The sequence below is a fragment of the Planococcus sp. TJ-301 genome, assembly GCF_058268475.1.
Genome location: NZ_JBZDOH010000001.1, coordinates 2,219,480 through 2,245,417, shown reverse-complemented (window position 1 = coordinate 2,245,417; position 25,938 = coordinate 2,219,480). Strand labels below are relative to the sequence as shown.

Here is a 25,938-nt window from a genome sequence, read left to right as displayed (position 1 = left end):
GAATATGTGGATAAGCCTAAAATTCCGAATCACAGCGGGTTATCCACATGTAGATAGACTGTGTACAAACCCGTTGGGCATTTAGTGGGTTATCCACAAGTAAAATCAGCCTTTGCCGAGTGTACTTTTGATATCTTTAACATCTTGCTGGAGCTGCTGGTTGTCTTTCAGCATCCTCGAAATCTTCTCGTGGGCATGGATGACCGTCGTATGGTCCCGCCCTCCGAACTCTTCCCCAATTTTAGGCAGCGAAAAATCCGTCATTTCCCGGGACAAATACATTGCAACTTGGCGCGGATAGGCAATGTCCTTTGTCCGGCGCTTTGTCTTGAAATCTTCCAATTTCACATTAAATTGATCGCCGACGGCATGCTGAATATCTAAAATCGTAATGACTTTCGGTTTTGAGTTCGGCATGATGTCTTTTAAAGCTTCAGCGGCCAGTTCAGCGCTCATATCACGGTTGATCAGCGAAGAATAAGCCACTACCCGGATCAATGCCCCTTCAAGTTCCCGGATATTTGAATCGATTGAATTGGCAATATACGTCATGACGTCATTCGGGATATCAAGGCCGTCAGCTTTCGCTTTTTTGCGCAAAATCGCAATACGCGTTTCAAGATCCGGCGGTGTGATATCGGTAATAAGCCCCCATTCAAAGCGAGATCTTAAGCGATCCTCCAAGGTCGGAATCTCTTTCGGCGGCCGATCGCTGGAGATGATGATTTGTTTCGATTCTTCATGCAGTGTATTGAATGTATGGAAGAATTCCTCTTGCGTCTGCTCTTTTCCAGCCAAAAATTGAATATCATCAATCAATAAGATGTCGACGCTGCGGTATTTATTGCGGAAATCGACGGTCTGATTGTCTCGGATCGAGTTAATGAACTCATTGGTGAATTTTTCCGAAGACAAATAAACCACCTTGGCATTCGGGTTGTGTTCAAGGACGTAATGTCCGATTGCGTGCATTAAATGTGTCTTGCCAAGTCCAACTCCACCGTAGATAAACAACGGATTATATGCTTTAGCTGGCGCTTCAGCGACCGCTAGCGAGGCAGCATGGGCAAAACGGTTGCCGGACCCGATTACAAACGTATCGAATGTATATTTCGGGTTCAGCATCCCAGGAAGAAATTCCTGCAGCTCATTCTGGCCAGGCTTTACGCGTGGGGCTGGTAGTTGAAAATCATCCATATCCTGATTTTTGGGCACAACAAACTTTATCAGCAGATCATCGCCCGTCAAATCTGAAAGGATTCCAGTAATTAAATGCACGTAATGGTTTTCCAACCAATCACGTGCAAACGAATTTGGCGCTGATATTGTGACTGTATCGCTCTGATAAGACAAAAGTTTTGTTGACTTTAACCACGTTTCAAAACTGGGTTTGGAGATTTTTGTTTCAACTTGGGCTAAGACACTTGACCATATTTCGTCTAAGTGTTCCAATAGCTTTTCTCCTTTATATGTAAATATTTTTTTAGTATACCATACACAAAATCACAGCCTGTGGATAACACTTACAAACAGACCGTTTATTAACTGTCCACACCTTACCCACAGTTTGTGGATAAGTTTTTTGTGCGAAAAATTATCAACAAGTGAAAACAAGTTAATGTTATCAAAATAATTGAGACATTACAAGCGATTAATTAAGTTATCCACATTACAATTATTACACACAATAATTCTATCCACAGGGGGTTCTTATGTGAGGAAGTTGTAGATAAGGGGTGTGGATAAAATAGTTTACCAAAAAAATGCCGCACAGGGAAATATAATTTTTCTGGAGGGTATGTGGATAACTTTATATTAAGCGAAGGGGGGAGAAAGAGGGTAGAAAGAAACTTTTGGAGTCGCTTTTCATTTCGCTTCAACGCACTTTCATGTCTCGAAGCTAGCGAAGCGATGCAGAGACAGGAGGACGCGTTCCGCGGGCACGGCTTCAGCCGCTTCCTTCGCTGCGCTCAGTCCAGGGTCTTCAGCTCGTCGCTCTGTCGCTTTGCTCCATCACTGCTCTCGCTGGAGTCGCCGCCTTCCGCTTCATTCAAAGAAATTTCTAGTTACCAGATGCTAATTTTTATCTAGTTTATAATATGAAAGATATATTCTCTTTAGTTTATTCTGGTCTCTAGATATGGAGCAAAACAGCGGAGAAAACCTTACTGCTCCTGTCTCTGTCCCTGCAACGCTTCGCTAGCTTCGGGACATGAAAAACCGTTGCATCGCTGCGCTAACTTTGAGACATTAAAGTGCGTTGCAGCGCTATGCGCTTCGTCGCAAAGACTTGCCCTCGCAGGCTTCGGGTAAGTCTTGCCTGCGACGAAGCTAGCGAAGCGATGCAGGAGCACAAGGTTTTCGAAGCGACTGAGGAGGCTTGGCGCTCGCCCGCGGCAAGCGTAGCTGTTTTGCGGAATATCGGATCTACACATCGAATAAGACTTAGCTTTCACAAAAATCGCCAACAGGCATCTTTTTCAATAAGATATTGACATTTGATGCACAGCGACTATATAATAGTCAAGACTGTCTTTGAGAAATAGTTAACTTATATTCAGGAGGTGTCACCAATGACATTACGCACATACCAACCAAATAAACGTAAACACAGCAAAGTACACGGCTTCAGAGCACGTATGAGCACAAAAAACGGACGTAGAATAATCGCAGCACGCCGTCGTAAAGGAAGAAAAGTACTATCAGCTTAAGTCCACTGACCGCATCAGTGGTCTTTTTTTTCTTTTCTGCCGATTTTTCAGCAGGAATGAACCACAATAAGCAGGTGAAAAAATGAATAAGCACCAACGGATCAAGAAGAATAAAGAATTTCAGCGGATTTTCAAAAAAGGGAAATCTTTCGCGAATCGCCAGTTTATCGTCTATGTATTGAAAGACGATCAGCCGGAATTTCGCCTGGGATTGTCCGTCAGCAAAAAAGTGGGGAACGCAGTTACGCGAAACCGCATTAAACGTTTTATTCGGCAGGCATTTCTAGAAAACCACGCGGATTTGATGCAGAACGCCGATTATGTCATTATCGCCCGGCAACAGGCGGCCGATTTGGATTACCACGAAAGCAAAAAGAGTTTGGAGCATGTGCTGAAAATCGCACGCGCTTTGCCAAAGAACTAGAAAACACCGCAAATTGAATGTTATTATAGAAGCAACTGAAAAGTAGTTTGGGGGAAGAAGGTTGAATAAACGCATTGCACTGCTTATTTCACTGATAGCGGTTTCATTGCTGCTAGCCGGCTGTACTGAGTTTGAACAGCCGATCAGTGCCGACAGCGAAGGATTTTGGAATGAATTTATCGTGTGGCCGCTGGTTTCAGCGATAACGTATTTTAAAGAACTGCTTGGAACGTACGGATTGGGAATCATTGCTGTAACAATCATTATCCGGGTGGCTTTATTGCCGCTGATGGTCAAACAGACGCGCAGTTCAAAGCGCATGCAGGAACTTCAGCCGGATTTGGCGAAACTTAAAGAAAAGTACAAATCGAAAGATGCGGTAACGCAGCAGAAATACCAGCAGGAAATGATGGCGATGTTTTCAGAGCGCGGTGTCAATCCAATGGCTGGCTGCTTGCCGGTACTGGTCCAGATGCCAGTATTGATCGGCTTCTACCACGCAATCAGCCGGATGAACAGCACACCGACGATCGATTTGGGTTCGTTCTTGATTTTCCCGCTCGCTGAACCAAGTATCATTTTGGCAATCATTGCCGGTTTGATGCAGTTTGTGGTTCTATTGACGGGGCCGGCGATGGACAATCCGCAGATGAAAATCATGATGTATTTCATGCCGCTGATGATTATCGGATTTGGTATCATCTTGCCATCAGCATTGACATTGTATTGGGTAATCGGGAATATTATTTCCCTTATTCAGAACCTGGTTATTTATCGTCCGTGGGAAAAGAAAAAGAAAGTTGCTTCGGCGGCTGTTGAGCTTGAAAAGCAACCTGTAGGCAAAAAGCAGACGAAACAAGTGAAACAAACGAAACAGCCTGTTAAAACGAAAGCAGGAGGGGCTAAAAAGTGAAACAGATTACGCAAACGGGTCTTACTGTTGAAAACGCGATATCTGCAGCATTAGAAAAACTCCAAGTAACTCGTGAAGAAGTCATAGTTCATGTAATTCAAACCGAAAAAAAGGGATTTTTAGGCTTCGGATCAAAGCAAGCTGAAGTTCAAGTCACTGTGAAAGAACTCGAGCCTGCGGAAAATCCTCCAGTAATGGAGGAAGAAGAGGCAGCAGTTGAGGCTGTTTCCAGTGAACCGAAAGAAATTTTAGAGGAATTGGTCGAAGAAGCGTCCGAAGAGTTGAACGAGCGGGCAATTGAAGAAACCAAAGCTTACATCCAATCGATTTCAAAAGGCATGAACATCGAAGACCTGAAAATCACGCATAAGCGCAAAGGCAAGCAAGTCAGTTTTTATCTGGAAAGTGAAAAAGTGGCGATGTTGATCGGAAAACGTGGCAATACGTTGAATTCCCTTCAGCAATTAGCACAGCTTGTCGCCAATAAGCATTCGGACCAATTCATGATCGTTGAGCTCGATGCCGAGAATTACCGGGAGCGGCGCCAGGAAACATTGGAGCAGCTGGCTGACCGGATGGCTGATAAAGCAATCCGCACAGGCGGCCGCGTCCAGTTTGAGCCGATGCCTTCCTATGAACGGAAAGTTATCCATCAGGCGCTGTCAAGGCGGCTTGATATCGACACGTATTCAGAAGGAAAAGAACCGAATCGTTATCTGGTCATTGAACCTCTAAGATAATAAATAGCAAAGAGCCGCCGAGAATTTCTCGGCGGCTCTTTTTATGGGGAGGAAGCCCGGTAAAAAATAAAAGGAAACGGAGCACTCACCCTTTCGGAATAAAGGCATTTATGCTAATGTAATATGTTAGAAAGTCACGGGCATTTACCGGTTGTCCACATGTGGACAACTTTTAAAGCGCAATGGTGAATCCCGGGCTAGAGAAATCTTGGGGATAATTTTCAGGTTCTACATTTCAGGGCTTCGGCGTTTTGCAGAAGCTGTTACGTTTTTTTTGATACTAAGGAGGATACAATAACATGGAATTCGATACAATAGCCGCGATATCCACGCCGAGCGGTGAAGGGGCCATAGCAATCGTCCGATTGAGCGGGCCGGAAGCTATCGGGATTGCTGATCGCATATTCCAGGCGCCAAGCGGAAAAAGTTTGGCTTCACAAGCCACCCATACGATACATTACGGCCATCTCAACGATCCGTGGACGGAGGAAATCGTCGAAGAAGTCATGGTATCGTTCATGAAGGCGCCAAAAACCTTCACACGCGAAGATGTCATCGAGATTAATTGCCACGGCGGCATTGTTTCCGTCAATCGGGTGCTGGCACTCGTTTTGCGTGCAGGTGCACGTTTGGCGGAGCCAGGGGAATTCACGAAGCGCGCATTCCTCAACGGGCGCATCGATTTGTCCCAAGCGGAAGCGGTGATGGATTTGATTCGCGCCAAAACGGACCGCGCCATGGATGTTGCGCTCAATCAGATGGAAGGGCGTTTGTCGAAACTGATTGGCACATTGCGCCAGGCGCTGCTGGAATCGATCGCCCAAATGGAAGTGAATATCGATTATCCGGAATATGACGACGTGGAAGAGATGACACGCCCGATTATGCTGGAAAAAGCGCAATGGGTGCGCAGTGAAATCGATAAACTGCTCCAGACCTCGTCGCAAGGGAAAATTCTGAGAGAAGGGCTTTCTACGGTCATTGTTGGCCGCCCGAATGTCGGAAAATCTTCACTCCTCAACAGTTTGGTGCAGGAAAACAAAGCAATTGTCACAGAAATAGCGGGCACAACCCGTGATATAATAGAGGAATATGTCAATGTCCGTGGAGTGCCGCTGCGTTTAGTGGACACTGCCGGGATCCGGGAAACCGAAGACATCGTTGAACGCATCGGCGTCGAACGCTCCCGGAAAGTGCTGAAAGAAGCGGATCTCATTCTTTACGTGCTGAATTACTCGGAGGCGCTGACGCCGGAAGATGCCTTGTTATTTGAAGCGGTGAAAGGCATGGATTACATTGTCGTTATAAACAAAACTGATTTGCCGCAGAAAATCGATTTGGCTGAAGTGCAAAAACTCGCAGGCGACAAACAGTTGATCACCACCTCTTTAATAGAAGAAGAAGGCATCGATCAGCTGGAAGAAGCTATTGCGAAGCTATTTTTTGAAGGATCGATTGAATCAGGGGATATGACGTACGTTTCCAATGCACGCCACATTTCCTTGCTTCACCAAGCGCACGCAACCATTTCAGATGCCATTGAAGCGGCCGAAATGGACGTGCCGGTGGATATGATCCAAATTGATGTTACGCGAACGTGGGAACTTCTTGGGGAAATCATCGGCGATACCGCGGATGATGGATTATTGAACCAATTGTTCTCGCAGTTCTGTCTAGGGAAATAAAACTCGAAGGGAATGAACGGACATGCCACAATACGAAGCAGGCACGTTCGATGTCATCGTCGTAGGCGCTGGCCATGCAGGAGCGGAAGCTGCTCTTGCATCAGCACGGATGGGCGCAAAAACGCTCGTTTTGACGATGAATCTGGATATGATCGCATTCATGCCTTGCAACCCGTCAATCGGCGGACCAGCAAAAGGCATCGTAGTACGCGAAATTGACGCACTTGGCGGAGCCATGGGGCGCGTTATCGATAAAACACACATTCAAATGAGAATGTTGAATACAGCAAAAGGGCCGGCAGTGCGCGCTTTGCGTGCGCAAGCCGATAAAGTGCTTTACCAGCAGGAAATGAAGCGTTTGATGGAAGAAGAGCCGAATTTGTCGCTCCACCAGGGCATTGCTGAAGAATTGATCGTTGAAGACGGCAAAGTCCAAGGGTTGATCACACAGGTAGGCGGCATTTATCGTGCCAAATCCGTTGTCATTACGACGGGAACATTCCTGCGCGGAGAAATCATCATCGGGGATCTGCGTTATTCAAGCGGTCCGAACAACCAGCAGCCGTCGATCAAGCTAGCAGAAAACCTGGAAGCGCTCGGATTTGAAACCGTGCGTTTCAAAACAGGGACGCCGCCGCGCGTAAACAGCAATTCGATCGACTACAGCAAGACTGAAATTCAGCCGGGAGATGATGTGCCGCGTGCATTCAGCTTTGAAACGACGGAATTCATCATGGACCAGCTGCCTTGCTGGCTGACGTATACAAACGAAAAAACTCACCAGATCATTGATGACAATCTGCATTTGTCGCCAATGTATTCTGGGATGATCAAAGGGACAGGGCCTCGTTATTGTCCGTCCATCGAAGATAAAGTCGTTCGTTTCAATGATAAGCCGCGCCATCAGATTTTCCTGGAGCCGGAAGGGCGCAATACGCGCGAGGTTTACGTACAAGGGCTTTCGACAAGTTTGCCTGAGCACGTCCAGCGCCAACTGCTGGAATCCATCCCAGGGCTTGAGAAAGCCGAAATGATGCGTGCTGGATATGCAATTGAATACGATTCCATCGTACCGACGCAATTATGGCCGACGCTCGAGTCGAAACAGCTTGAAAATCTGTACACGGCAGGCCAAATCAACGGCACGTCAGGCTACGAAGAAGCAGCGGGGCAAGGCTTGATGGCAGGCATCAATGCGGCAGCGAAAGTGCTGGGCAAAGAAGAAGTCATCTTGAGCCGTTCGGACGCTTATATCGGCGTCCTGATCGATGATCTGGTGACAAAAGGGACCAATGAACCGTATCGTTTATTGACGTCGCGCGCGGAATACCGCTTATTGCTGCGCCATGACAATGCGGACATGCGCTTGACGGAACTTGGTTTTAAAATCGGCATGATATCAGCTGAACGCTATGCAAAATTCATCGCGAAAAAAGAGCGGATTGAAGATGAAATCAAGCGTTTAAGAGCCATCATGATCAAGCCGACCGAAACTACCCAGCAAGCCATACGGGATGCAGGGGGCAGTGAGCTGAAAGACGGCATCCGCGGAGCAGATCTGTTGAAGCGTCCGGAAATGACCTATGAAATGATTTCCCAGCTGACGGCTTCCGAAGTGGAGCTGGAAGAAGAAGTGAAAGAACAAGTTGAAATCCACATTAAATACGAAGGCTACATCGAAAAATCGTTGCAGCAAGTCGATAAGCTGAAGAAAATGGAAAACAAAAAAATTCCAGAAAACATCGATTACCATGCGATTTCCGGGATTGCGACCGAGGCCCGCGGCAAGCTGACGGAAGTCCGGCCGCTCTCCATAGCACAGGCTTCACGCATATCCGGCGTGAACCCTGCTGACATTTCGATTCTTTTGGTGTATATTGAACAAGGAAGAATTGCGAAAATATCCAGTTAAGTGATAACGATAAAATGTGGGCTGGTTTGCGCCAGCCCATTTTTACATAGAAAACAGAACGGAAGAGGGAGGAACAAGCGCATGAACGAACAACAATTCAAAGACGCCCTCAGTGAGAAAGGGATTGAGCTTACGGACGGACAATTGGCTCAATTCCGGACATATTTCGAAGAACTGGTCAAGTGGAACGAAAAGATGAACCTGACAGCGATTACGGATCAGCCTTCTGTTTATTTGAAGCATTTCTACGATTCGGTTACTGCCGCTTTCTATCTGGACTTCACGAAGCCGATGAAATTATGCGACGTGGGGGCGGGTGCCGGATTCCCAAGTATTCCGTTGAAAATTTGTTTCCCGCACATTGAAGTGACGATTGTCGATTCATTGAATAAACGGATTCAATTTCTGACGCATTTAAGTGACAAACTGAACTTGTCCGGCGTACGTTTTGTCCATGCGCGGGCAGAGGACTTCGGCCAGTCAGAGCACCGTGAAAAATACGACTTGGTAACTGCCAGAGCAGTAGCGCGCTTGTCGGTCCTGGCAGAATTGTGTGTTCCGCTTGTGAAGAACGGCGGATTATTCGCAGCGATGAAAGCCGCTTCGGCGCCTGATGAACTGGAAGACGCCAAAAAAGCGTTGGAAAAGCTCGGTGTTAAAAAGGAGAACGTATATTCGTTTAAATTGCCAGTGGAAGAAAGTGAACGCTATATTCAAGTGTTCCGCAAATTCAAAGCAACCCCGAAGAAATACCCGCGCAAACCGGGAATGCCGAACAAATCACCCATTGCTTAAGCAACAAAGGCCTAAGAAAGTTATTGTTTCACGTGGAACATTGACATAAAGGTATCGAGTCACGGAATAGCGAATACTATGCAAGTGAGCTTTTTAAAAGGTGGTGCTTGAGGATGAAAAGTCCTTTCTCCCGGTTCTTCGGGGGCAGCGATAAAGCAAATGAACCAACAGAACAAGTAAATGAACAACCGGAAGTCCAAGAGGCGGCAGAAAGTTCCGAGGAAGTTGTTAAAATTCCGCGGGATAAAATCAGCGCCAATAAATTCCAGCCGCGGACCGTCTTTGATGAAGCAAAGATTGAAGAGCTGGCCCGCACCATCCATATGCACGGCGTCATACAGCCGATTGTGGTGCGCCCGACAGAAACAGGCGACCATTATGAAATCATCGCAGGGGAGCGTCGTTTCCGCGCCATGTCTTCGCTTGGCTGGGATGAAGTGCCGGCGATTGTCCGAAACTTGAGCGACAAGGAAACAGCTTCTATCGCGTTGATAGAAAATTTGCAGCGGGAAGAGCTGACTTCGATCGAAGAGGCGAATGCTTACCAAAACCTGCTGGAACTCCATGGCATTACACAAGAAGCGCTTGCCCAGCGCCTTGGCAAAGGGCAGTCGACTGTTGCCAACAAATTAAGGCTGTTGAAATTGCCGGCGGACATCCAGCAGGCATTGCTTGACCGCAAATTGATGGAGCGCCATGCGCGTGCGCTGCTGAAAGTCAAAGACGGGGACATGCAGAAAAAGCTCTTCGATGAAACATTGGAAGAGAACCTGAATGTGAAGCAGCTTGAGCTGAAAGTGGAGAAGCTCTTGTCGACCGAGCCGAAAAAGGCAAAGCCGCGGCGCAAAGCTTTCAGCCGTGATGTCCGGATTGCCGTCAACACCATCAAGCAATCGTTGACGATGGTGTCAAAAAGCGGCATTGATGTATCCACGGAAGAAGAAGAACACGATGAATATTACCAGATTACGGTGAAAATCCAGAAGAAAAAATAGCGAAAAGCTCTTTCCCACGGCGGAAAGAGCTTTTTTAATATGAATGTAACCTTAATTTGTACATTGATTTGCTACAATAGATAAAGATATATCATTATTTTATGTGTTATAGATGGTATTAACTCTGTATGCGCAGTAAAATGAGAGAAGTATGAAAGAAAGTTGGTGCAAGTGTGGGTAGAATTATTGCGATCGCCAATCAAAAAGGCGGCGTAGGAAAAACGACATCTTCAGTGAATTTGAGTGCCTGCCTTGCTTATTTGGGCAAAAAGGTCCTTTTAATAGATATTGATCCGCAAGGGAACGCCACTAGTGGAGTAGGTGTCAACAAAGGCGATGTAGACCAATGTATTTACGAAGTGCTCATTGATGATGTAGACGTGAAAGATACGATTATGGAGACGAAAGTAGAAAATCTTCATGTCGTACCTGCCACAATTTCACTAGCGGGAGCGGAAATCGAATTGGTCTCGACAATGTCGAGGGAAGTTCGGCTGAAGACAGCGTTGCAGGAAGTCAAAGAAATGTACGATTACATCATCATTGACTGTCCGCCATCATTGGGATTGCTGACGATCAACTCATTGACAGCTTCTGATGCAATTGTGATTCCCGTTCAATGCGAGTATTATGCATTAGAAGGATTGAGCCAGCTGCTGAGCACAGTGCGCTTGGTACAGAAGCATTTAAATCATGACCTGGAAATCGACGGTGTTTTATTGACCATGCTCGATGCCCGGACGAATTTAGGTCTGCAGGTTATTGAAGAAGTGAAAAAGTATTTCCAGGATAAAGTTTACCGGACGATTATTCCACGGAATATCCGGTTAAGCGAAGCCCCAAGCCACGGCGAACCGATCATTATTTATGATCCGAAATCCAGAGGCGCAGAAGTCTACTTAGATTTAGCAAGGGAAGTGATTCGTAATGGCTAAAGGATTAGGAAAAGGGATTAACGCGTTATTCCCAGGCGAATCATTGAGCGAGACAGAAAAGATTACACAGCTCAATATCAGCCAATTGCGCACGAACCCTTACCAGCCGAGGAAAGTTTTCGATGACACGGCGTTGCAGGAATTATCAGAGTCGATCAAAGAACACGGCATCCTTCAGCCTGTGGTGGTCCGCAAAAAAGGTAATAATTTTGAGTTAGTAGTGGGGGAGCGGCGTTTCCGAGCGGCTAAACTCGCGAAATTGGAAGAAGTTCCGGCCATCATCAAAGAGTTGAATGACCAGCAAATGATGGAACTTGCTATTCTGGAAAACCTTCAGCGTGAAGATTTGACGCCGATTGAAGAAGCGGAAGCCTACCAAAAGCTGATGGAAGCATTGAGCCTGACACAAGAACAACTGGCTTTCCGCCTCGGAAAAAGCCGTCCACACATCGCAAACCATGTGCGGCTGCTCGCCTTGCCAGAAAAAGTCCGCGAGATGATCTCGGACAAGAAACTGACAATGGGCCACGGCCGTACGCTTCTAGGCCTGCGTTCCAAGAAAATGATTCCGGAAACAGCGGAAAAAGTAGTAAAAGAAAGCTTGAACGTCCGTCAATTAGAGAATCTTGTGCAGCGTCTGAATGAAGATGTTCCACGTGAAACAATTGAAAAGAAAAAAGATCTCTTTATAGAAGAAAAGCAATCCGAGCTGAGAGACCGCTTCGGAACGAGTGTCCAAATCAAAAAAACGAAAAATAAAGGGAAAATCGAAATCGAATTTTTCTCTGAAGAAGACCTGGAACGCATCCTTGAACTCCTAAACTAAGTCGAGCCTATTCCTCTTAAAAGGGAATAGGCTCTGCTATGCAAAGAACAGGGAAGCGCAGGCGGAAGGGGAAATGAATAGATGGTTCTCTTAGGGACATTGATTAACGCCGTTTTAATCGTTGTCGGCACGTTAATCGGGCGGGCACTTCGTAATATTCCTGAAAAGATGAAGGAAACGGTATTGTATGTGATTGGTTTGGCGGTTGTCGTACTGGGCTTGCAAATGGGAATCCAAAGCCAGAACTTTGTAGTAGTTATCATCAGTCTCGTATTTGGGGCGGTGATCGGCGAGTGGATCGACCTGGATAAGAAGTTGAATAGTTTCGGCCATTGGATTGAGGTCAAAATGGGTGCGAAAGAAAGCAAAGGAAGCATCGCACAAGGGTTCGTAACGGCTACGCTAATTTTCGTCATCGGCGCTATGGGCATTATCGGCGCACTTGAAAGCGGCTTGGCAAACGAACACGGCGTGTTGATCTCAAAAGGGCTGATTGATGGATTCACTTCAATCATCCTGGCATCGACGCTTGGCATCGGTGTATTGCTAGCTGCTATCCCGGTTTTCGTCTACCAAGGGCTGATTGCACTATTCGCTACACAAATCAGCTTGTTGATACCGGAAGCGGCGCTTGATATGTTTATTACTGAAATGACGGCGACCGGCGGCGTCATGATTGTCGCTATCGGTTTGAATTTGATGGGCGTCACCAAAATGCGGGTTGCCAATTTATTGCCAGGAGTGTTAGTTGTTGCGATCATCGTCACGGTTATGTTTAAACTGAATTTGGGTTAATTGTAAGTTAGGATGGTGTAATAATGAGTGCACAAGCAATAGCTGATGTAACATCAGGAACTGAAAAAGTAAAAAAACTGTTATTGGATGAACAAATGTGGCTCGGCATCGGTTTTGTCGGCTTGAAAGTTTTCTTGATCGTCATCTTAGCGGTAATTGTTGTAAGGGTTGCTAAGGTGCTGATCCGTAAAACATTTGCGGTGCGCATAAAAGGGCCGTTGAAATATAACGAGCGGCGGCAGCAGACGATGTCGAAATTGCTCGAGAACGTCATTGCGTATGTGGTATATTTTATGGCCATCATTGCGGTACTGTCGGCATTCACGATTGATATTACTGGGTTGATTGCCGGGGCCGGGGTGCTCGGGTTGGCCATCGGTTTTGGCGCACAAAACTTGGTGCGCGACATCATCACTGGATTCTTTATCATTTTTGAAGACCAGTTCTCGGTTGGCGATTATGTCCGCATCGGGCAGGCCGAAGGGACCGTCGAAGAAATCGGGCTCCGGACAACGAAAGTCAAAGGCTTTACAGGGGAATTGTTTATCTTCCCGAATGGCAATGTAACGGATGTCGTGAATTTTTCGATCCACAATTCCATTGCAGTGGTCGACATCAACATTTCGTACGAATCGGATATGGCGAAGGTCGAGCAGCTGATCCAGGAATTCCTCGAAGACATACAGGATAAATACGAACAAATCATCAAACCGCCTGAATTGCTGGGCGTACAGAACTTGACGACGACGGAAGTGGTCATGCGCATCATTGCGGAAACGTTGCCGATGCAGCATTTTGCCGTTTCACGCGGATTGCGCCGCGACTTGAAGGAATTTCTCGATACACAAGGCGTGGAAATTCCCTATCCACGGATGGTCATGGTGCAGCGGTCACCAGAAGACACCAATCCGTCGGTAATTGCCAAAAAGTAAGAAAGGGGCAAAGTCATGGAAATGAAGGAATTCGGTTTGAACGACATCGTGGAAATGAAAAAAGGCCATCCATGCGGGGCAAATGCCTGGAAAATTATCCGCATGGGTGCAGACATCCGCATCAAATGCGAGGGCTGTCAGCATAGCGTCATGATTCCGCGGGTGGAATTCAATAAAAAGATGAAACGGGTGTTGGTTAAGGCCGAGCAGGAGTAGAATTATATTTAAATAGTATATTTGTATAAGTTTGGAAAAATGGACAGAACTGATTTTCATTCTTATAATAGAATGGTTGCAAAAAAATAATTCGTTTTTAAAAGAAGAGAGGTCGTGAATCCTATGGCATTGACTGCAGGGATTGTAGGATTACCAAACGTGGGGAAATCCACATTATTTAACGCTATTACAAAGGCGGGGGCCGAAGCAGCCAACTACCCGTTTTGTACGATAGATCCGAACGTCGGAATCGTAGAAGTTCCAGACGAACGCTTAGACAAATTGACGGAATTGGTGGATCCGAAGAAAACGGTTCCTACCGCTTTCGAATTCACTGATATTGCCGGCATCGTTAAAGGCGCCAGTAAAGGTGAAGGTCTTGGGAATAAATTCCTTTCGCATATCCGTGAAGTAGATGCAATCTGCCAAGTCGTGCGCTGTTTCGCTGACGACAATGTTACGCATGTATCAGGCAAAGTGGATCCGATTTCCGATATCGAAGTCATCAACTTGGAATTGATCCTTGCTGACATGGAAAGCATCGAAAAACGCATTGCGCGCGCTGCCAAACTTGTGAAGCAAAGAGACAAAGATGCAATTGCTGAAGAGCCTGTTCTTATGAAGTTGCGCGAAGCCTTCGAAGATGGCCAAATGGCCCGTTCGATCGACTTTACGGAAGACGAGCTGCGCATCGCGAAAAACTTGAACTTGCTGACGCTTAAGCCGATGCTTTATGTAGCAAACGTAGCGGAAGATGAAATCGCGGAAGCGGACAACAACGAATATGTTCAACAAGTACGCGATTATGCGGCAGAACAGAATGCGGAAGTTATCGTTATCTGTGCGAAAATCGAGGAAGAAATGGCTGAATTGGACGACGAGGAGAAAGCGATGTTCCTTGAAGAATTGGGCATCAAAGAATCCGGTCTGGATCAATTGGTCAAAGCATCTTACAGCTTGCTCGGGCTTGCCACTTACTTTACTGCCGGTGTGCAGGAAGTGCGTGCATGGACATTTAAAAAAGGCATGAAAGCCCCACAATGTGCTGGCGTCATCCACTCTGATTTCGAACGCGGCTTTATCCGCGCCGAGACGGTAGCTTATGAAGACCTTGTTGAAGCGGGTTCGATGGCAGCTGCAAAAGAAGCCGGCAAAGTGCGTCAAGAAGGTAAAGAATACATCGTTAAAGACGGCGACGTTATGCTTTTCCGTTTTAACGTCTAAGCCAAAAGCTTCAAATATTTAAGCAATTTATAAGGGACGAGGTTTAGAAACCGTCCCAAATGGCAATAAACATTTCAGAGCTGTAATACAAGACAACGCATCACGCCACGGAACAATATGAAGGGGACCGAATGCCTTAGCGCTCGGTCTTTTTAAATTAGGAGGATCAGAAATGCTTTTGTTCGTATATGGAACATTGAAAGAAGGCGGGAAATACCATTGCTATTTGGGTGAAGCCGATTTAGTCGCAGAACACGCCATGGCCACAGGAACGTTATATGATACAGGGATGGGCTATCCAGCAATGGTGAAAGCTGAACAAGGAGAAATCCAAGGACAGGTTTATGACATTCCGGAAGAACTATGGCCGGCCATAGACGATCTTGAAGGGTATACTGCTCAGGCAGAAACTGACCTTTTCGATAAACAGACAATCGAGGTCTACGCGAACGGTGAAGTTATGGAAACCATTGTGTACGTGGCGAATGCAAACGGGTTATTGAAAGAAAAAGTGGAGACGGGCGTCTGGGATGTTCGGGTTGCACAAGAACAAGCGTAAATCGAAAAGCACCGGGAGGATTTATTCTCCGGTGCTTTTTTTGTATGGATTATCGGCGTAGATCCGCAGACGCGGCAGCTTGGGATCGTCAAGAACCCAGCTGTCATACCGTTCTTGCAGCAGCTGTCGGTACATATGGAAATCGCCATAGGCACCGGCAGCGAGCATAGCGGCCAACAGCATAAGGGTCTGGCTTTCGAGCCAAAAGCCGAGCGCCGCCGGAAGGACAGCGGTCATCCAAAACGGCAGCAAAAGGGCTTTTTTCATGGCTTTGATCGGAATCGCGCGGCTGGTGGTGGCGTACGCGATGCCCATGTCCAGGTCGAAGCCGTAATCGAGCGATGAAATCGGCACTTTGCCGAAGACGACGAAGCCGATCAAATGGAATAATTCATGGAGAACGATCAGGGCCGCGTAGCCGGCCGTGAAGAACAAGACCGCCCACCAAGAAAAGCCGAACGACAGCGGCTCCGTGAAGAAATGGTAGGCAGCGGCAAAAATCACGACGAGCAAGACGTTCGCCCACAACGCTTTCGGTGCGATTTCCCTGATATCCAATTCAATGACGCGGACCGGTTCCACTCGATCACTTCCTTTGAGCATTTGCCTAAATTATAGCGCAAGCGGCAGTGAAAAACATGCTTGCGGCGGGTGTCCAAACGTGGTACAATACATTGATGTGAGTAATAATATGAATTGCTTGCTCCTTGCCCGCTGGTAACAGCAGGGCCCAAGTCCATGAGGAGGTGACAACACGATGAGAGAATATGAATTAATGTATATCATTCAGCCTGCAATTGAAGAGGAAGCTAAAAAAGCTCTAGTTGAGCGTTTTAACGACATCCTAACTACAAACGGCGCTGAAATCATCGAGTCGAAAGAGTGGGGTAAACGTCGTTTAGCTTATGAAATCAACGATTTGCGTGAAGGTTTCTACCAGATCGTAAAAGTAAACGCTGGTTCTGAAGCTATCAACGAATACACACGTCTTGCGAACATTAACGAAGACATTATCCGTCATATTGCTGTACGCAAAGACGTATAAGCAAAAGACGGCAGCCTTAAAAATATTGACTTAAAAGGAGGTTGAATTCTGATGATTAACCGAGTTGTTTTAGTCGGAAGACTGACAAAAGATCCAGACCTTCGCTACACTCCAAGCGGTGCGGCAGTTGCCCGTTTTACACTTGCTGTAAACCGGACATTCTCCAATGCGCAAGGGGAGAAGGAAACTGATTTTATCAATTGTACCGTTTGGCGCAAACAAGCTGAAAACACAGCGAATTTCCTGAAAAAAGGAAGCTTGGCTGGCGTAGAAGGCCGCATTCAAACTGGAAGCTACGAGGGGCAGGACGGAAAGCGCGTTTATACGACGGAAGTCGTTGCAGACAGCGTCCAATTCCTGGAACCGAAAAGTTCTGGAGCTGGTGCAGACCGTTCACAAGGACAACAGCCGTCCTATCAACAGAACCAATCGCCAAGCCCAAGTCAGCAAAACCCAAGCCAACAAAACTATACACGCGTAGACCAGGATCCGTTCTCAAGCGGCAGCGGCCCGATCGAAGTATCGGACGACGATCTGCCATTCTAATGAACGCTGGAACTAGCGGCTAAAATCCAACAAAAAAGGAGGTAATTCGATATGGCACCACGTCGCGGAGGCAAAAAGCGTAAAAAGGTTTGTTATTTTACGTCAAACAACATTACGCACATCGATTATAAAGATACTGACCTATTGAAGAAATTTATTTCTGAAAGAGGAAAAATCTTGCCACGTCGTGTTACAGGCACTAGCGCTAAATGGCAACGTAAGTTGACAATCGCTATCAAACGCTCACGTATCATGGCACTTCTACCATTCGTAGCTGAAGAAAGATAATTTTCGAAAAGACCGGGAAACCGGTCTTTTTTTTGTTGTTTTAGACGCCTCTTCATTGCGCTTTAGGCGGACGCTTTCCGCGGGGCGAGCGCCGAGCCGCTTCGTCGCTTCGCTCCTGCAAGGTCTCGGCTGTCTCGCTAATCCCGCAGGAGTCGCCGCCTGCCGCTCCATTCAAAGAGTGTTCTTAATAGTGAACCAGTTCTTTGATCAAAGTGCTTAAAGATAGTGAGTGATGTAGTTTTTCGATGACCTTGATCTAGTTTCTTAGAGAAGGTTCTTCCATGAACAGGCATTATTTCCTCGTTATGAGACACTATCTTGAATTTAAAACGCATTAGTAGAGAATCAACAAGCGTTGCCCGGATTTTAACCGACATTATGTAAGAAGCGTCGCTTTTCTCCAAGTTCAAGAGACCAATATGAAAAGCCGTTCGCTTCGGCGAACGGCTCCTTTAATTGAAAGGGCGCATTCCGCCATTGGCGAAATGCCATCAAGGAACTTTCTTAATAGAGAACTACTTCTATGAACAAGAGATGAAAGGTACACTTTCTTCTGCTTCTTCAACTACTCCAGATATGGAGCAAAACAGCGGAGACGCCCGCGGCAAGCGAAGCTGTTTTGCGGAATATCAGCTTATATTTTCATGTTTGTACGAGACAGCCAGCGTCCCGTAGTTTTGTTCAGGTTCCGTAATCATGATACAATTACAAGGATGAAATAAACCCGAAAGAAGGGGACACTCACACGGATGCAAAATCAACAAACAAGAAAACTTACAAATGGCGCCATGATGGCCGCAGTGTTTACAGTGCTTTTGGCTGTCTCGGTTTATGTGCCTCTCTTAAATGTAATAACGACGCTCTTTTTGGCGCTTCCGGTTGCCTGGTACAGCGCGAAATATGATTGGAAGGCTTCTGCGCTTTTCGCTACAGTGTGCCTGTTTTTGGCGTTCATAATCGGTGGTCTATTGTCCTTGCCGCTGGCGCTGATTCATGTGCCGCTTGGTGTCATGATCGGCTTGTCGATTTATTATGGCAAAAGCAAGCTCTTTATGTTCATGGGCTCAGGGGTAGTGCTTCTGCTTTCAGTGATGCTGCAGTACCTGGCTTCTATCTGGCTGTTCGGCATCAACGTCATCGAAGAAATGATGACGGCGATGGAAGCTTCATATAAACAGACGAGCGCTATGATGGAAAAGTTCGGGGCACCGAACGAAGATTACGATGAGTTCATCAGCCAAATCATGTTCTCTTTCGAAACTTTATTGCCGGCGCTGCTTGTGCTGTCGGTATTTATGATCGTATGGATCTTGTTATTGCTTCTTTTGCCGATTTTAAAGCGGCTGGGCACGGACGTTCCGAAATTCCCACCTTTTCGGGATATGAAATTGCCGAAAAGTGTATTATGGTATTATTTAATCGTTTTGCTCGTCCCGCTGTTGTCCGATTTCCAGCCGGGGACCATGCCCTATATGATAATCATCAACGCATCCATCGTGTTGCAATTCCTGATGTTCCTGCAGGGCGTTTCGTTCTACCATTTCTACATCCATCAAGAAGGATGGCCGAAATGGGTGACGGTCCTTGTGAGCATTCTGGCTTTCCCGCTGTTGTCGTTTACGAGCATCGTCGGGATCGTCGACCTTGGATTCGATATCAGAGGCTGGGTGAAACGGGCACACGAGTTTAAAGGAAAATGAGGAGCTGAAACGAATGTCGGCTTTTTTTAGACAAAGAAAACTTCGGTATCCGCTCTTGGCGCTGCTCCTCTTAGGAGCGGCCGCAATCATTTTGATCACCCTTTGGTCCGAATGGGCCGCCGGCATTTTTACGTTATTGTTCGGCTTGGCTTTTACAGCTGCATGGGTGACAGAAAAACGGGTATATGAAGAAACTGAAAAACACATAGAGACCTTGTCCTACCGGATGAAAAAGGTCGGAGAAGAAGCGCTCCTCGAGATGCCGATCGGAATTCTCCTGGTCAATGAAAATTTTGATATTGAATGGGCAAATCCATATATGACATCGACTTTGGAGTACGATACGCTGATCGGCGAATCGCTTTACAGCTTATCGGATGAATTCCACACATTGGTGAAATCGGATGAAATAAAAGATATGACCGTCACGCTCGGCGAACGCAAATACAAGGTTTATTACCGGGCGGATGATCGTTTGTTCTATTTGTTCGACATTACCGAGCAAGTGGAAATCGAGACGCTGTATTACGCGGACCGCACTGTCATCGCCACTTTGTTCATCGATAATTACGATGAATTGTCGCAAGGCATGGATGATCAGACGCGAAGCAATTTGAATAGCCTGGTCACGTCGCTGGTCAATGAATGGGGAGCGAACCATGGCATTTTCGTCAAACGGATTTCGTCAGACCGCTTTCTTGCCGTATTCAATGAATCGATATTAAAAGACCTTGAGCTATCAAAATTTGCGATTCTCGATGATCTGCGCGAAGTGACGTCGAAAGACAATCTCGCTTTGACGCTGAGCATCGGCGTCGGCGCCGGTTCGGCATCGCTTGTCGAGCTTGGCAGCATGGCACAGTCCGGCCTGGACCTCGTCCTCGGCCGCGGCGGCGACCAAGTGGCCATCAAGCACCCAAGCGGAAAAGTGAAATTTTACGGAGGCAAGACCAATCCTGTCGAAAAACGCACCAGAGTGCGCGCACGCGTCATTTCACATGCGCTGCGCGACCTTATCCAGGAAAGTGACCAAGTCTTTGTCATGGGCCATAAAATGCCCGATATGGACGCAATCGGCGCAGCTGTCGGCGTTGCCAAAATGGCTGCGATGAATAAAGTCAAAGGACGCATTATCCTTGATTTCAATGAATACGACCGCAGCGTCATGCGCTTAATGGAAGAAATTGAAGAGGACGACGAGCTGTACGAGCGGTTTATCACGCCGGAAGAAGCGCTGGCGGATATGACAGAGAACTCTTTGCTTGTCATCGTCGATACACATAAGCCCTCTATGGTCATTGATGAGCGGCTGCTCCAGCGCATGGAGCGCGTCGTGCTGATCGATCACCACCGCAGAGGCGAAGAATTCATTACCAATACGCTGCTCGTCTATATGGAACCTTACGCATCGTCTACGGCGGAGCTGGTGACCGAATTGCTTGAGTACCAACCGAAGCACGAAAAGTTATCGATGCTTGAAGCGACAGCGATGCTTGCAGGCATCATTGTCGATACCAAAAGCTTTACGCTGCGGACAGGTTCGCGGACCTTTGAAGCGGCATCGTACTTGCGCTCGAATGGCGCGGATACCGTATTGGTTCAGCGTTTGCTGAAGGAAGATCTGGAAACATATATGGAACGCGCGAAAATCGTCGAAACCGTCGAGTTCGTCGAGGATGGCATCGCGATTGCCAGAGGCGAAGCGGGTAAAATCTACAGCCCGGTGTTGATCGCTCAAACCGCGGATATCCTGTTAACGATGAAAGACGTAAATGCATCGTTTGTCTTAGCAGAGCGATCGGAAGGCGGCGTCGGCATTTCGGCTCGTTCGCTGGGAGAAGTCAACGTCCAGATCGTTATGGAAAATATGGGCGGCGGCGGCCACTTGACGAACGCAGCGACCCAAATGCCGGATGCAACAATCGATGAAGCAATTGCCGAATTGAAACAAGTGATAATGGAACAATACGAGGGAGGCCAAACAGAATGAAAGTGATATTTTTAAAAGACGTTAAAGGCAAAGGCAAAAAAGGGGAAGTCAAAAACGTGGCGGATGGCTACGCGCATAACTTCCTGTTGAAGAATAATTTCGCCATTGAAGCGAATACGGCGGCGGTCAGCAAATTGGACGGCCAGAAGAAAAAAGAACAAAAAGAAGCTGCGGCTGAGTTGGAAGAAGCACAAAAGCTGAAAGCGACATTAGAAGCCCTGACCATCGAATTGACAGCGAAATCAGGCGAAGGCGGCCGTTTATTCGGTTCAATCACGACGAAGCAAGTGGCCAAGGAACTTGAAAAGGCACACGGCATCAAATTGGACAAACGCAAAATGGAATTGGATGATGCCATCCGCGCGCTCGGCTACACGAACGTTCCGGTTAAAGTCCATCAAGATGTTGTTGCTACGCTTAGAGTCCATGTAACAGAAGAAGCGTAAGGTGATGAACTCGATGAATGAAGCAATAGATCGCGTCCCGCCGCATAACCATGAAGCCGAACAATCGGTCATCGGCGCCATTTTCCTGGAACCACAGGCGTTGATCACGGTTGCAGAGATTGTAAATCCTGAGGATTTCTATCGCATTGCCCACCAGAAAATCTTCGATACGATGATCAATTTGTCCGACCACGGCAAAGCGATTGACGTGGTAACAGTGACAGAGGAATTGTCGGTCAAAAAAGAGCTGGAAGATGTTGGCGGCTTGTCGTATTTGGCGGAAATCGCCAATGCTGTCCCTACCGCAGCGAATGTCGTGCATTATGCACGCATCGTTGAAGAGAAAGCGCTGCTCCGGCGTTTGATCCGTGTAGCGACAACGATTGTCGAAGACGGCTTCACGCGTGAAGACGAAGTGGAAACGCTTCTCGCAGAAGCGGAAAAAAAGATGATGGAAGTATCGAGCCGGAAAAATGCTGGTGACTTTACCCACATCAAAGACGTTCTTGTAAGCACGTATGACAATATTGAATTGCTGCATACCCGCAAAGGCGATGTCACCGGAATCCCGACCGGCTTCCGTGACCTCGACAAAGTCACCGCTGGTTTCCAGCGCAATGACTTGATCATCGTGGCTGCACGGCCATCTGTCGGTAAGACGGCATTCGCGTTGAATGTCGCGCAGAATGTCGCCACAAAAACCGACGAGAACGTCGCTATCTTCAGCCTGGAGATGGGCGCTGAACAGCTCGTCATGCGTATGCTGTGTGCAGAAGGCAACATCGACGCGCAAGTACTCCGTACAGGGGCTTTGCAGACGGAAGACTGGCGCAAGCTGACGATGGCAATGGGCAGTTTGTCGAATGCCGGCATCTTCATCGATGACACGCCGGGCATCCGGGTCAACGACATCCGTGCCAAATGCCGCCGCTTGAAACAAGAGTACGGACTTGGCATGATTATGATCGATTACCTGCAGCTGATCCAGGGGCCTGGACGCTCGGGCGAAAACCGCCAGCAGGAAGTATCCGATATTTCCCGTTCATTGAAAGGGCTGGCGCGTGAACTTGAAGTGCCGGTCATCGCATTGTCGCAGCTATCGCGTGGAGTGGAACAGCGCCAGGATAAGCGGCCGATGATGTCGGATTTGCGAGAATCCGGATCAATTGAGCAGGATGCCGATATCGTTTCCTTCTTGTACCGGGAAGATTATTATGACAAAGAAACCGAAGACCAAAACATGATTGAAATCATCATCGCCAAGCAACGTAACGGCCCGACCGGCACGGTAAAGCTGGCTTTCGTCAAAGAATACAATAAATTCGTCACCATCGACTGGAGCCAGCACGAATCCGGCGGAGACTTTTAAACACGAACATTAAATGTGAAGACACATTTATATGTTCGTGTTTTCTTCTGTTTATTATTGACTAAGGGTGATTTCGTTGATACAATGAAGACTGTTTGAAACAAGGGCATAAGCCTAACGGAGGTGCGGACGATGACATCAGTCGTAGTAGTAGGAACGCAATGGGGAGACGAAGGAAAAGGGAAAATCACTGATTTTCTATCTGAACACGCAGAAGTAATTGCGCGTTACCAAGGCGGAAATAACGCAGGACATACCATCATTTTCGGCGGAGAAACGTATAAATTGCATTTGATTCCATCAGGGATTTTCTATAAAGACAAAATTTCAGTAATCGGCAACGGCATGGTCGTAGATCCGAAAGCGCTTGTAAAAGAATTAAAAGGCCTTCATGAGCGTGGAGTGACAACTGAGAACCTGCGCATTTCAAACCGCGCACACGTTTTATTGCCATACCACATCAAGCAGGATGAAGTGGAAGAAGCACGCCGCGGAGTAAATAAAATCGGAACAACGGGCAAAGGCATCGGTCCTGCTTATATGGACAAAGCAGCACGTGTCGGAATTCGCATGGCGGATTTGTTGGACCATGTTGTGTTCGAAGAAAAGCTGCGCATGAACTTAACAGAGAAAAACCGTCTGTTTGAGAAATTCTACGAAACAGAAGGATTCACTGTAGAAGAAATCATGGAGGAGTATTTTGCGTACGGACAGGAAATCGCGAAATACGTAACCGATACTTCAAAAGTGCTTAACGATGCAATCGATCACGGCCGCCGCGTATTGTTTGAAGGCGCGCAAGGGGTCATGCTCGATATCGATCAGGGTACATACCCATACGTTACATCTTCGAACCCGGTAGCGGGCGGCGTGACAATCGGAGCCGGCGTCGGGCCGACTACGATCCAACACGTCATCGGCGTCTGCAAAGCATATACATCCCGCGTCGGCGACGGACCATTCCCGACCGAATTGTTTGACGAAGTGGGCAACCGGATCCGCGAAGTCGGCAAAGAATACGGCACGACAACAGGGCGCCCGCGCCGCATCGGCTGGTTCGACAGCGTCGTTGTCCGCCACGCGAGACGTGTCAGCGGATTGACAGACCTGACAGTCAACTCAATCGACGTATTGAGCGGACTGGATACGGTGAAAATCTGTACTGCTTACCGCCACAACGGCGAACTGATCACAGAATACCCGGCAAACTTGCGCATGCTAGCTGAATGCGAACCGGTATACGAAGAGCTTCCAGGCTGGTCTGAAGACGTAACAAGCTGCAAATCACTGGATGAACTTCCTGACAACGCACGCCATTACCTTGAGCGCATCGCGCAATTGACAGGCGTCCAGATTTCCATCTTCTCAGTAGGACCTGACCGCAACCAAACAAACATCGTCACAAGCGTGTGGCGCTAACGAATAAGATCCAAAGGAAAGAGCTGAAACGGCATCGTTTCAGCTCTTTCGGTTTAAGGAGCCGTTCGCAGAGGCGAACGGCTTTTCATATTCAGCTTTTGAACTTAGAATATGGATGGCACTAGTTAGCTAGTGCTGGTTAAAATTCGAGCAATGTCTGATGATTCTCTAATAGTGCATGTTAACTTCAAGACAGTGCCTGATAACCAAGAACTAACGCCTAATAATTGTTAACAGAAGAACCTTCTCTTAAAAACTAGACAGGCTCAACAAGAAACTACAGTAAGTTTTGTCTTGAAGCTCTTTGATCACAGAACTGGTTCACTATTAAGAACACCCGTTAAATGGAGCGAAAGGCGCTCGACTCCTGCGGGGACAGCACGAGCCGAAGACCCTGGACTGAGCAGAGCGAGGGAAGCGGCTGAAGCCGTGCCCGCGGAAAGCGTCTGCCTGAAGCGCAATGAAAAGAGTTAACAACGTCTTTTATCTTTTTCTTCGAAGAGCATTCCACTGGCGCAAATGAGCGTTTTGAAGTATCTTTAAAAGGTATTCTCAACAATTCATCAAAATATAAAGCTTCAAAGATCGGCCAGCAGCTTGGGCCGATCTTTTTCAATTCTCCGCTAATTATTTCCCGGGAAATAACCACCGGGGAATGAGAGGTGCGAAACCTTCAAAACAGTGATAAAGTAAGGGTAGAAAAGAATGCATAGCGGAGGGAATTCCATATACAAAAGTTGGAATACGAAGGGGAGAAAATGATGAATAAGACGATTTTAGTTGTAGACGATGAAAAGCCGATTGCAGATATTCTGCAGTTTAATTTAAAAAAAGAAGGCTTCAATGTAGTGTGTGCTTATGACGGTGACGAAGCGGTCAAACTGGCTGAAGAACTTCAGCCGGATTTGATGCTTTTGGATATCATGCTGCCGAACCGCGATGGCATGGAAGTATGCCGTGAGATCCGCAAGAAGTTTGATTTCCCGATCATCATGCTGACTGCCAAAGACTCGGAGATCGACAAAGTGTTAGGCCTTGAACTAGGAGCGGACGATTACGTTACGAAACCGTTCTCGACGCGCGAATTGATTGCGCGGGTAAAAGCGAACTTGCGCCGCCAGAACGTCGTGCCGCTTGAAGAAGGCGGACCCAATTCGAACGATATCGAAGTGGGCGTGCTGACGATTCAACCGGACGCTTATCTGGTCCAGAAACGCGATGAGACAATCGAATTGACGCACCGTGAATTTGAATTGCTGCATTACCTTGGCAAGCACATTGGCCAAGTGATGACGCGTGAACATTTGCTGCAGACGGTATGGGGATATGATTATTTCGGAGACGTCCGCACAGTGGATGTAACCATTCGCCGCCTGCGTGAAAAAATAGAAGACAATCCGAGCCACCCGGCCTGGATCGTAACCCGCAGAGGAGTAGGCTATTACTTGCGGAATCCTGAACAGGAGTAGGTTG

The 25,938-nt window shown here is 47.2% G+C and carries 26 protein-coding genes; 24 read left to right on the top strand and 2 right to left on the bottom strand.

The annotated features are described in order from the left end of the window. Positions 1-105: 105 nt before the first annotated feature. Positions 106-1,452, bottom strand: coding sequence for a chromosomal replication initiator protein DnaA (dnaA, locus tag AC4EHJ_RS10920; RefSeq protein ID WP_490975582.1), 1,347 nt, complete (start codon positions 1,450-1,452; stop codon positions 106-108). 1,121 nt (positions 1,453-2,573) lie between these two features. Here dnaA and rpmH point away from each other — a divergent pair. The 15 genes from rpmH (at position 2,574) to AC4EHJ_RS10845 (ending at position 15,662) form a co-directional block, all read left to right on the top strand. After that, on the top strand, positions 2,574-2,711 hold the full coding sequence (gene rpmH, locus AC4EHJ_RS10915; RefSeq protein ID WP_144839691.1) for a 50S ribosomal protein L34: 138 nt from the start codon (positions 2,574-2,576) through the stop codon (positions 2,709-2,711). An 82-nt stretch (positions 2,712-2,793) separates the two neighbouring features. Continuing rightward, positions 2,794-3,135, top strand: a complete 342-nt coding sequence (gene rnpA, locus AC4EHJ_RS10910; RefSeq protein WP_490975581.1) for a ribonuclease P protein component — start codon at positions 2,794-2,796, stop codon at positions 3,133-3,135. A 61-nt stretch (positions 3,136-3,196) separates the two neighbouring features. Beyond that, a complete protein-coding gene (gene yidC / locus AC4EHJ_RS10905; RefSeq protein ID WP_490975580.1) occupies positions 3,197-4,048 on the top strand; it encodes a membrane protein insertase YidC in 852 nt (283 codons plus the stop codon). Beyond that, entirely contained in the window at positions 4,045-4,788 is a 744-nt protein-coding gene (gene jag, locus AC4EHJ_RS10900) for an RNA-binding cell elongation regulator Jag/EloR (RefSeq protein WP_490975579.1), read from the top strand. Before yidC ends, jag begins: the two co-directional genes overlap by 4 nt. A 299-nt stretch (positions 4,789-5,087) precedes the next feature. Continuing rightward, entirely contained in the window at positions 5,088-6,473 is a 1,386-nt protein-coding gene (gene mnmE, locus AC4EHJ_RS10895) for a tRNA uridine-5-carboxymethylaminomethyl(34) synthesis GTPase MnmE (RefSeq protein ID WP_490975578.1), read from the top strand. Between the two features lie 22 nt (positions 6,474-6,495). Continuing rightward, the gene (gene mnmG / locus AC4EHJ_RS10890; RefSeq protein ID WP_490975577.1) at positions 6,496-8,385 is read left to right on the top strand and encodes a tRNA uridine-5-carboxymethylaminomethyl(34) synthesis enzyme MnmG; all 1,890 of its coding nucleotides are present in this window, start codon (positions 6,496-6,498) and stop codon (positions 8,383-8,385) included. An 81-nt stretch (positions 8,386-8,466) separates the two neighbouring features. Beyond that, the gene (rsmG, locus tag AC4EHJ_RS10885; protein WP_490975576.1) at positions 8,467-9,180 is read left to right on the top strand and encodes a 16S rRNA (guanine(527)-N(7))-methyltransferase RsmG; all 714 of its coding nucleotides are present in this window, start codon (positions 8,467-8,469) and stop codon (positions 9,178-9,180) included. Positions 9,181-9,293: 113 nt separating this feature from the next. Then, positions 9,294-10,175, top strand: a complete 882-nt coding sequence (gene noc / locus AC4EHJ_RS10880) for a nucleoid occlusion protein (RefSeq protein WP_490975575.1) — start codon at positions 9,294-9,296, stop codon at positions 10,173-10,175. Between the two features lie 173 nt (positions 10,176-10,348). Continuing rightward, positions 10,349-11,110, top strand: coding sequence for a ParA family protein (locus AC4EHJ_RS10875; RefSeq protein ID WP_135500506.1), 762 nt, complete (start codon positions 10,349-10,351; stop codon positions 11,108-11,110). After that, on the top strand, positions 11,103-11,936 hold the full coding sequence (locus tag AC4EHJ_RS10870; protein ID WP_490975574.1) for a ParB/RepB/Spo0J family partition protein: 834 nt from the start codon (positions 11,103-11,105) through the stop codon (positions 11,934-11,936). Before AC4EHJ_RS10875 ends, AC4EHJ_RS10870 begins: the two co-directional genes overlap by 8 nt. An 81-nt stretch (positions 11,937-12,017) precedes the next feature. Further along, entirely contained in the window at positions 12,018-12,731 is a 714-nt protein-coding gene (locus AC4EHJ_RS10865; RefSeq protein WP_490975573.1) for a DUF554 domain-containing protein, read from the top strand. A 23-nt stretch (positions 12,732-12,754) separates the two neighbouring features. Next, entirely contained in the window at positions 12,755-13,663 is a 909-nt protein-coding gene (locus AC4EHJ_RS10860) for a mechanosensitive ion channel family protein (RefSeq protein ID WP_490975572.1), read from the top strand. A gap of 15 nt (positions 13,664-13,678) precedes the next feature. Further along, positions 13,679-13,879: a DUF951 domain-containing protein gene (locus AC4EHJ_RS10855; protein ID WP_135500509.1), complete on the top strand. Its 201-nt coding sequence runs from the start codon at positions 13,679-13,681 to the stop codon at positions 13,877-13,879. Between the two features lie 123 nt (positions 13,880-14,002). Then, positions 14,003-15,103, top strand: coding sequence for a redox-regulated ATPase YchF (gene ychF, locus AC4EHJ_RS10850; RefSeq protein WP_490975657.1), 1,101 nt, complete (start codon positions 14,003-14,005; stop codon positions 15,101-15,103). Between the two features lie 172 nt (positions 15,104-15,275). Beyond that, entirely contained in the window at positions 15,276-15,662 is a 387-nt protein-coding gene (locus AC4EHJ_RS10845; protein WP_490975571.1) for a gamma-glutamylcyclotransferase family protein, read from the top strand. Between the two features lie 21 nt (positions 15,663-15,683). Here the strand turns inward: AC4EHJ_RS10845 and AC4EHJ_RS10840 are convergent, their stop codons facing one another. Further along, positions 15,684-16,244, bottom strand: coding sequence for a DUF3267 domain-containing protein (locus tag AC4EHJ_RS10840; RefSeq protein ID WP_490975570.1), 561 nt, complete (start codon positions 16,242-16,244; stop codon positions 15,684-15,686). Between the two features lie 175 nt (positions 16,245-16,419). Here AC4EHJ_RS10840 and rpsF point away from each other — a divergent pair, with 175 nt between their 5' ends. The 9 genes from rpsF (at position 16,420) to yycF (ending at position 25,934) form a co-directional block, all read left to right on the top strand. Then, positions 16,420-16,707: a 30S ribosomal protein S6 gene (rpsF, locus tag AC4EHJ_RS10835; protein WP_135500512.1), complete on the top strand. Its 288-nt coding sequence runs from the start codon at positions 16,420-16,422 to the stop codon at positions 16,705-16,707. 51 nt (positions 16,708-16,758) lie between these two features. Then, entirely contained in the window at positions 16,759-17,253 is a 495-nt protein-coding gene (gene ssb / locus AC4EHJ_RS10830; RefSeq protein WP_135500513.1) for a single-stranded DNA-binding protein, read from the top strand. Between the two features lie 51 nt (positions 17,254-17,304). Further along, complete coding sequence (gene rpsR / locus AC4EHJ_RS10825) at positions 17,305-17,541, top strand: 30S ribosomal protein S18 (protein WP_006830564.1); 237 nt, start codon at positions 17,305-17,307, stop codon at positions 17,539-17,541. Between the two features lie 749 nt (positions 17,542-18,290). After that, a complete protein-coding gene (locus AC4EHJ_RS10820) occupies positions 18,291-19,241 on the top strand; it encodes a YybS family protein (RefSeq protein WP_490975569.1) in 951 nt (316 codons plus the stop codon). Between the two features lie 13 nt (positions 19,242-19,254). Next, entirely contained in the window at positions 19,255-21,231 is a 1,977-nt protein-coding gene (locus tag AC4EHJ_RS10815) for a DHH family phosphoesterase (protein ID WP_490975568.1), read from the top strand. Further along, complete coding sequence (rplI, locus tag AC4EHJ_RS10810) at positions 21,228-21,677, top strand: 50S ribosomal protein L9 (protein ID WP_490975567.1); 450 nt, start codon at positions 21,228-21,230, stop codon at positions 21,675-21,677. The genes AC4EHJ_RS10815 and rplI overlap by 4 nt, the downstream gene beginning before the upstream one ends. Before the next feature lie 13 nt (positions 21,678-21,690). Further along, positions 21,691-23,046: a replicative DNA helicase gene (gene dnaB, locus AC4EHJ_RS10805; RefSeq protein WP_135500517.1), complete on the top strand. Its 1,356-nt coding sequence runs from the start codon at positions 21,691-21,693 to the stop codon at positions 23,044-23,046. 132 nt (positions 23,047-23,178) lie between these two features. Then, positions 23,179-24,465 carry an adenylosuccinate synthase gene (locus AC4EHJ_RS10800; RefSeq protein WP_490975566.1) on the top strand — a complete coding sequence of 429 codons (1,287 nt, stop codon included), beginning with the start codon at positions 23,179-23,181 and terminating at the stop codon, positions 24,463-24,465. 761 nt (positions 24,466-25,226) lie between these two features. After that, positions 25,227-25,934, top strand: a complete 708-nt coding sequence (gene yycF, locus AC4EHJ_RS10795) for a response regulator YycF (protein WP_490975565.1) — start codon at positions 25,227-25,229, stop codon at positions 25,932-25,934. Positions 25,935-25,938 lie beyond the last annotated feature (4 nt).

What these genes read in the sequence shown, in the direction of transcription:
- rpmH (WP_144839691.1), top strand. Translation starts at nt 2,574, where the DNA reads ATGACATTACGCACATACCAACCAAATAAACGTAAACACAGCAAAGTA.
- rnpA (WP_490975581.1), top strand. Translation starts at nt 2,794, where the DNA reads ATGAATAAGCACCAACGGATCAAGAAGAATAAAGAATTTCAGCGGATT.
- mnmE (WP_490975578.1), top strand. Translation starts at nt 5,088, where the DNA reads ATGGAATTCGATACAATAGCCGCGATATCCACGCCGAGCGGTGAAGGG.
- mnmG (WP_490975577.1), top strand. Translation starts at nt 6,496, where the DNA reads ATGCCACAATACGAAGCAGGCACGTTCGATGTCATCGTCGTAGGCGCT.
- rsmG (WP_490975576.1), top strand. Translation starts at nt 8,467, where the DNA reads ATGAACGAACAACAATTCAAAGACGCCCTCAGTGAGAAAGGGATTGAG.
- noc (WP_490975575.1), top strand. Translation starts at nt 9,294, where the DNA reads ATGAAAAGTCCTTTCTCCCGGTTCTTCGGGGGCAGCGATAAAGCAAAT.
- AC4EHJ_RS10870 (WP_490975574.1), top strand. Translation starts at nt 11,103, where the DNA reads ATGGCTAAAGGATTAGGAAAAGGGATTAACGCGTTATTCCCAGGCGAA.
- AC4EHJ_RS10865 (WP_490975573.1), top strand. Translation starts at nt 12,018, where the DNA reads ATGGTTCTCTTAGGGACATTGATTAACGCCGTTTTAATCGTTGTCGGC.
- AC4EHJ_RS10860 (WP_490975572.1), top strand. Translation starts at nt 12,755, where the DNA reads ATGAGTGCACAAGCAATAGCTGATGTAACATCAGGAACTGAAAAAGTA.
- AC4EHJ_RS10855 (WP_135500509.1), top strand. Translation starts at nt 13,679, where the DNA reads ATGGAAATGAAGGAATTCGGTTTGAACGACATCGTGGAAATGAAAAAA.
- ychF (WP_490975657.1), top strand. Translation starts at nt 14,003, where the DNA reads ATGGCATTGACTGCAGGGATTGTAGGATTACCAAACGTGGGGAAATCC.
- AC4EHJ_RS10845 (WP_490975571.1), top strand. Translation starts at nt 15,276, where the DNA reads ATGCTTTTGTTCGTATATGGAACATTGAAAGAAGGCGGGAAATACCAT.
- rpsF (WP_135500512.1), top strand. Translation starts at nt 16,420, where the DNA reads ATGAGAGAATATGAATTAATGTATATCATTCAGCCTGCAATTGAAGAG.
- ssb (WP_135500513.1), top strand. Translation starts at nt 16,759, where the DNA reads ATGATTAACCGAGTTGTTTTAGTCGGAAGACTGACAAAAGATCCAGAC.
- rpsR (WP_006830564.1), top strand. Translation starts at nt 17,305, where the DNA reads ATGGCACCACGTCGCGGAGGCAAAAAGCGTAAAAAGGTTTGTTATTTT.
- AC4EHJ_RS10820 (WP_490975569.1), top strand. Translation starts at nt 18,291, where the DNA reads ATGCAAAATCAACAAACAAGAAAACTTACAAATGGCGCCATGATGGCC.
- AC4EHJ_RS10815 (WP_490975568.1), top strand. Translation starts at nt 19,255, where the DNA reads ATGTCGGCTTTTTTTAGACAAAGAAAACTTCGGTATCCGCTCTTGGCG.
- rplI (WP_490975567.1), top strand. Translation starts at nt 21,228, where the DNA reads ATGAAAGTGATATTTTTAAAAGACGTTAAAGGCAAAGGCAAAAAAGGG.
- dnaB (WP_135500517.1), top strand. Translation starts at nt 21,691, where the DNA reads ATGAATGAAGCAATAGATCGCGTCCCGCCGCATAACCATGAAGCCGAA.
- AC4EHJ_RS10800 (WP_490975566.1), top strand. Translation starts at nt 23,179, where the DNA reads ATGACATCAGTCGTAGTAGTAGGAACGCAATGGGGAGACGAAGGAAAA.
- yycF (WP_490975565.1), top strand. Translation starts at nt 25,227, where the DNA reads ATGAATAAGACGATTTTAGTTGTAGACGATGAAAAGCCGATTGCAGAT.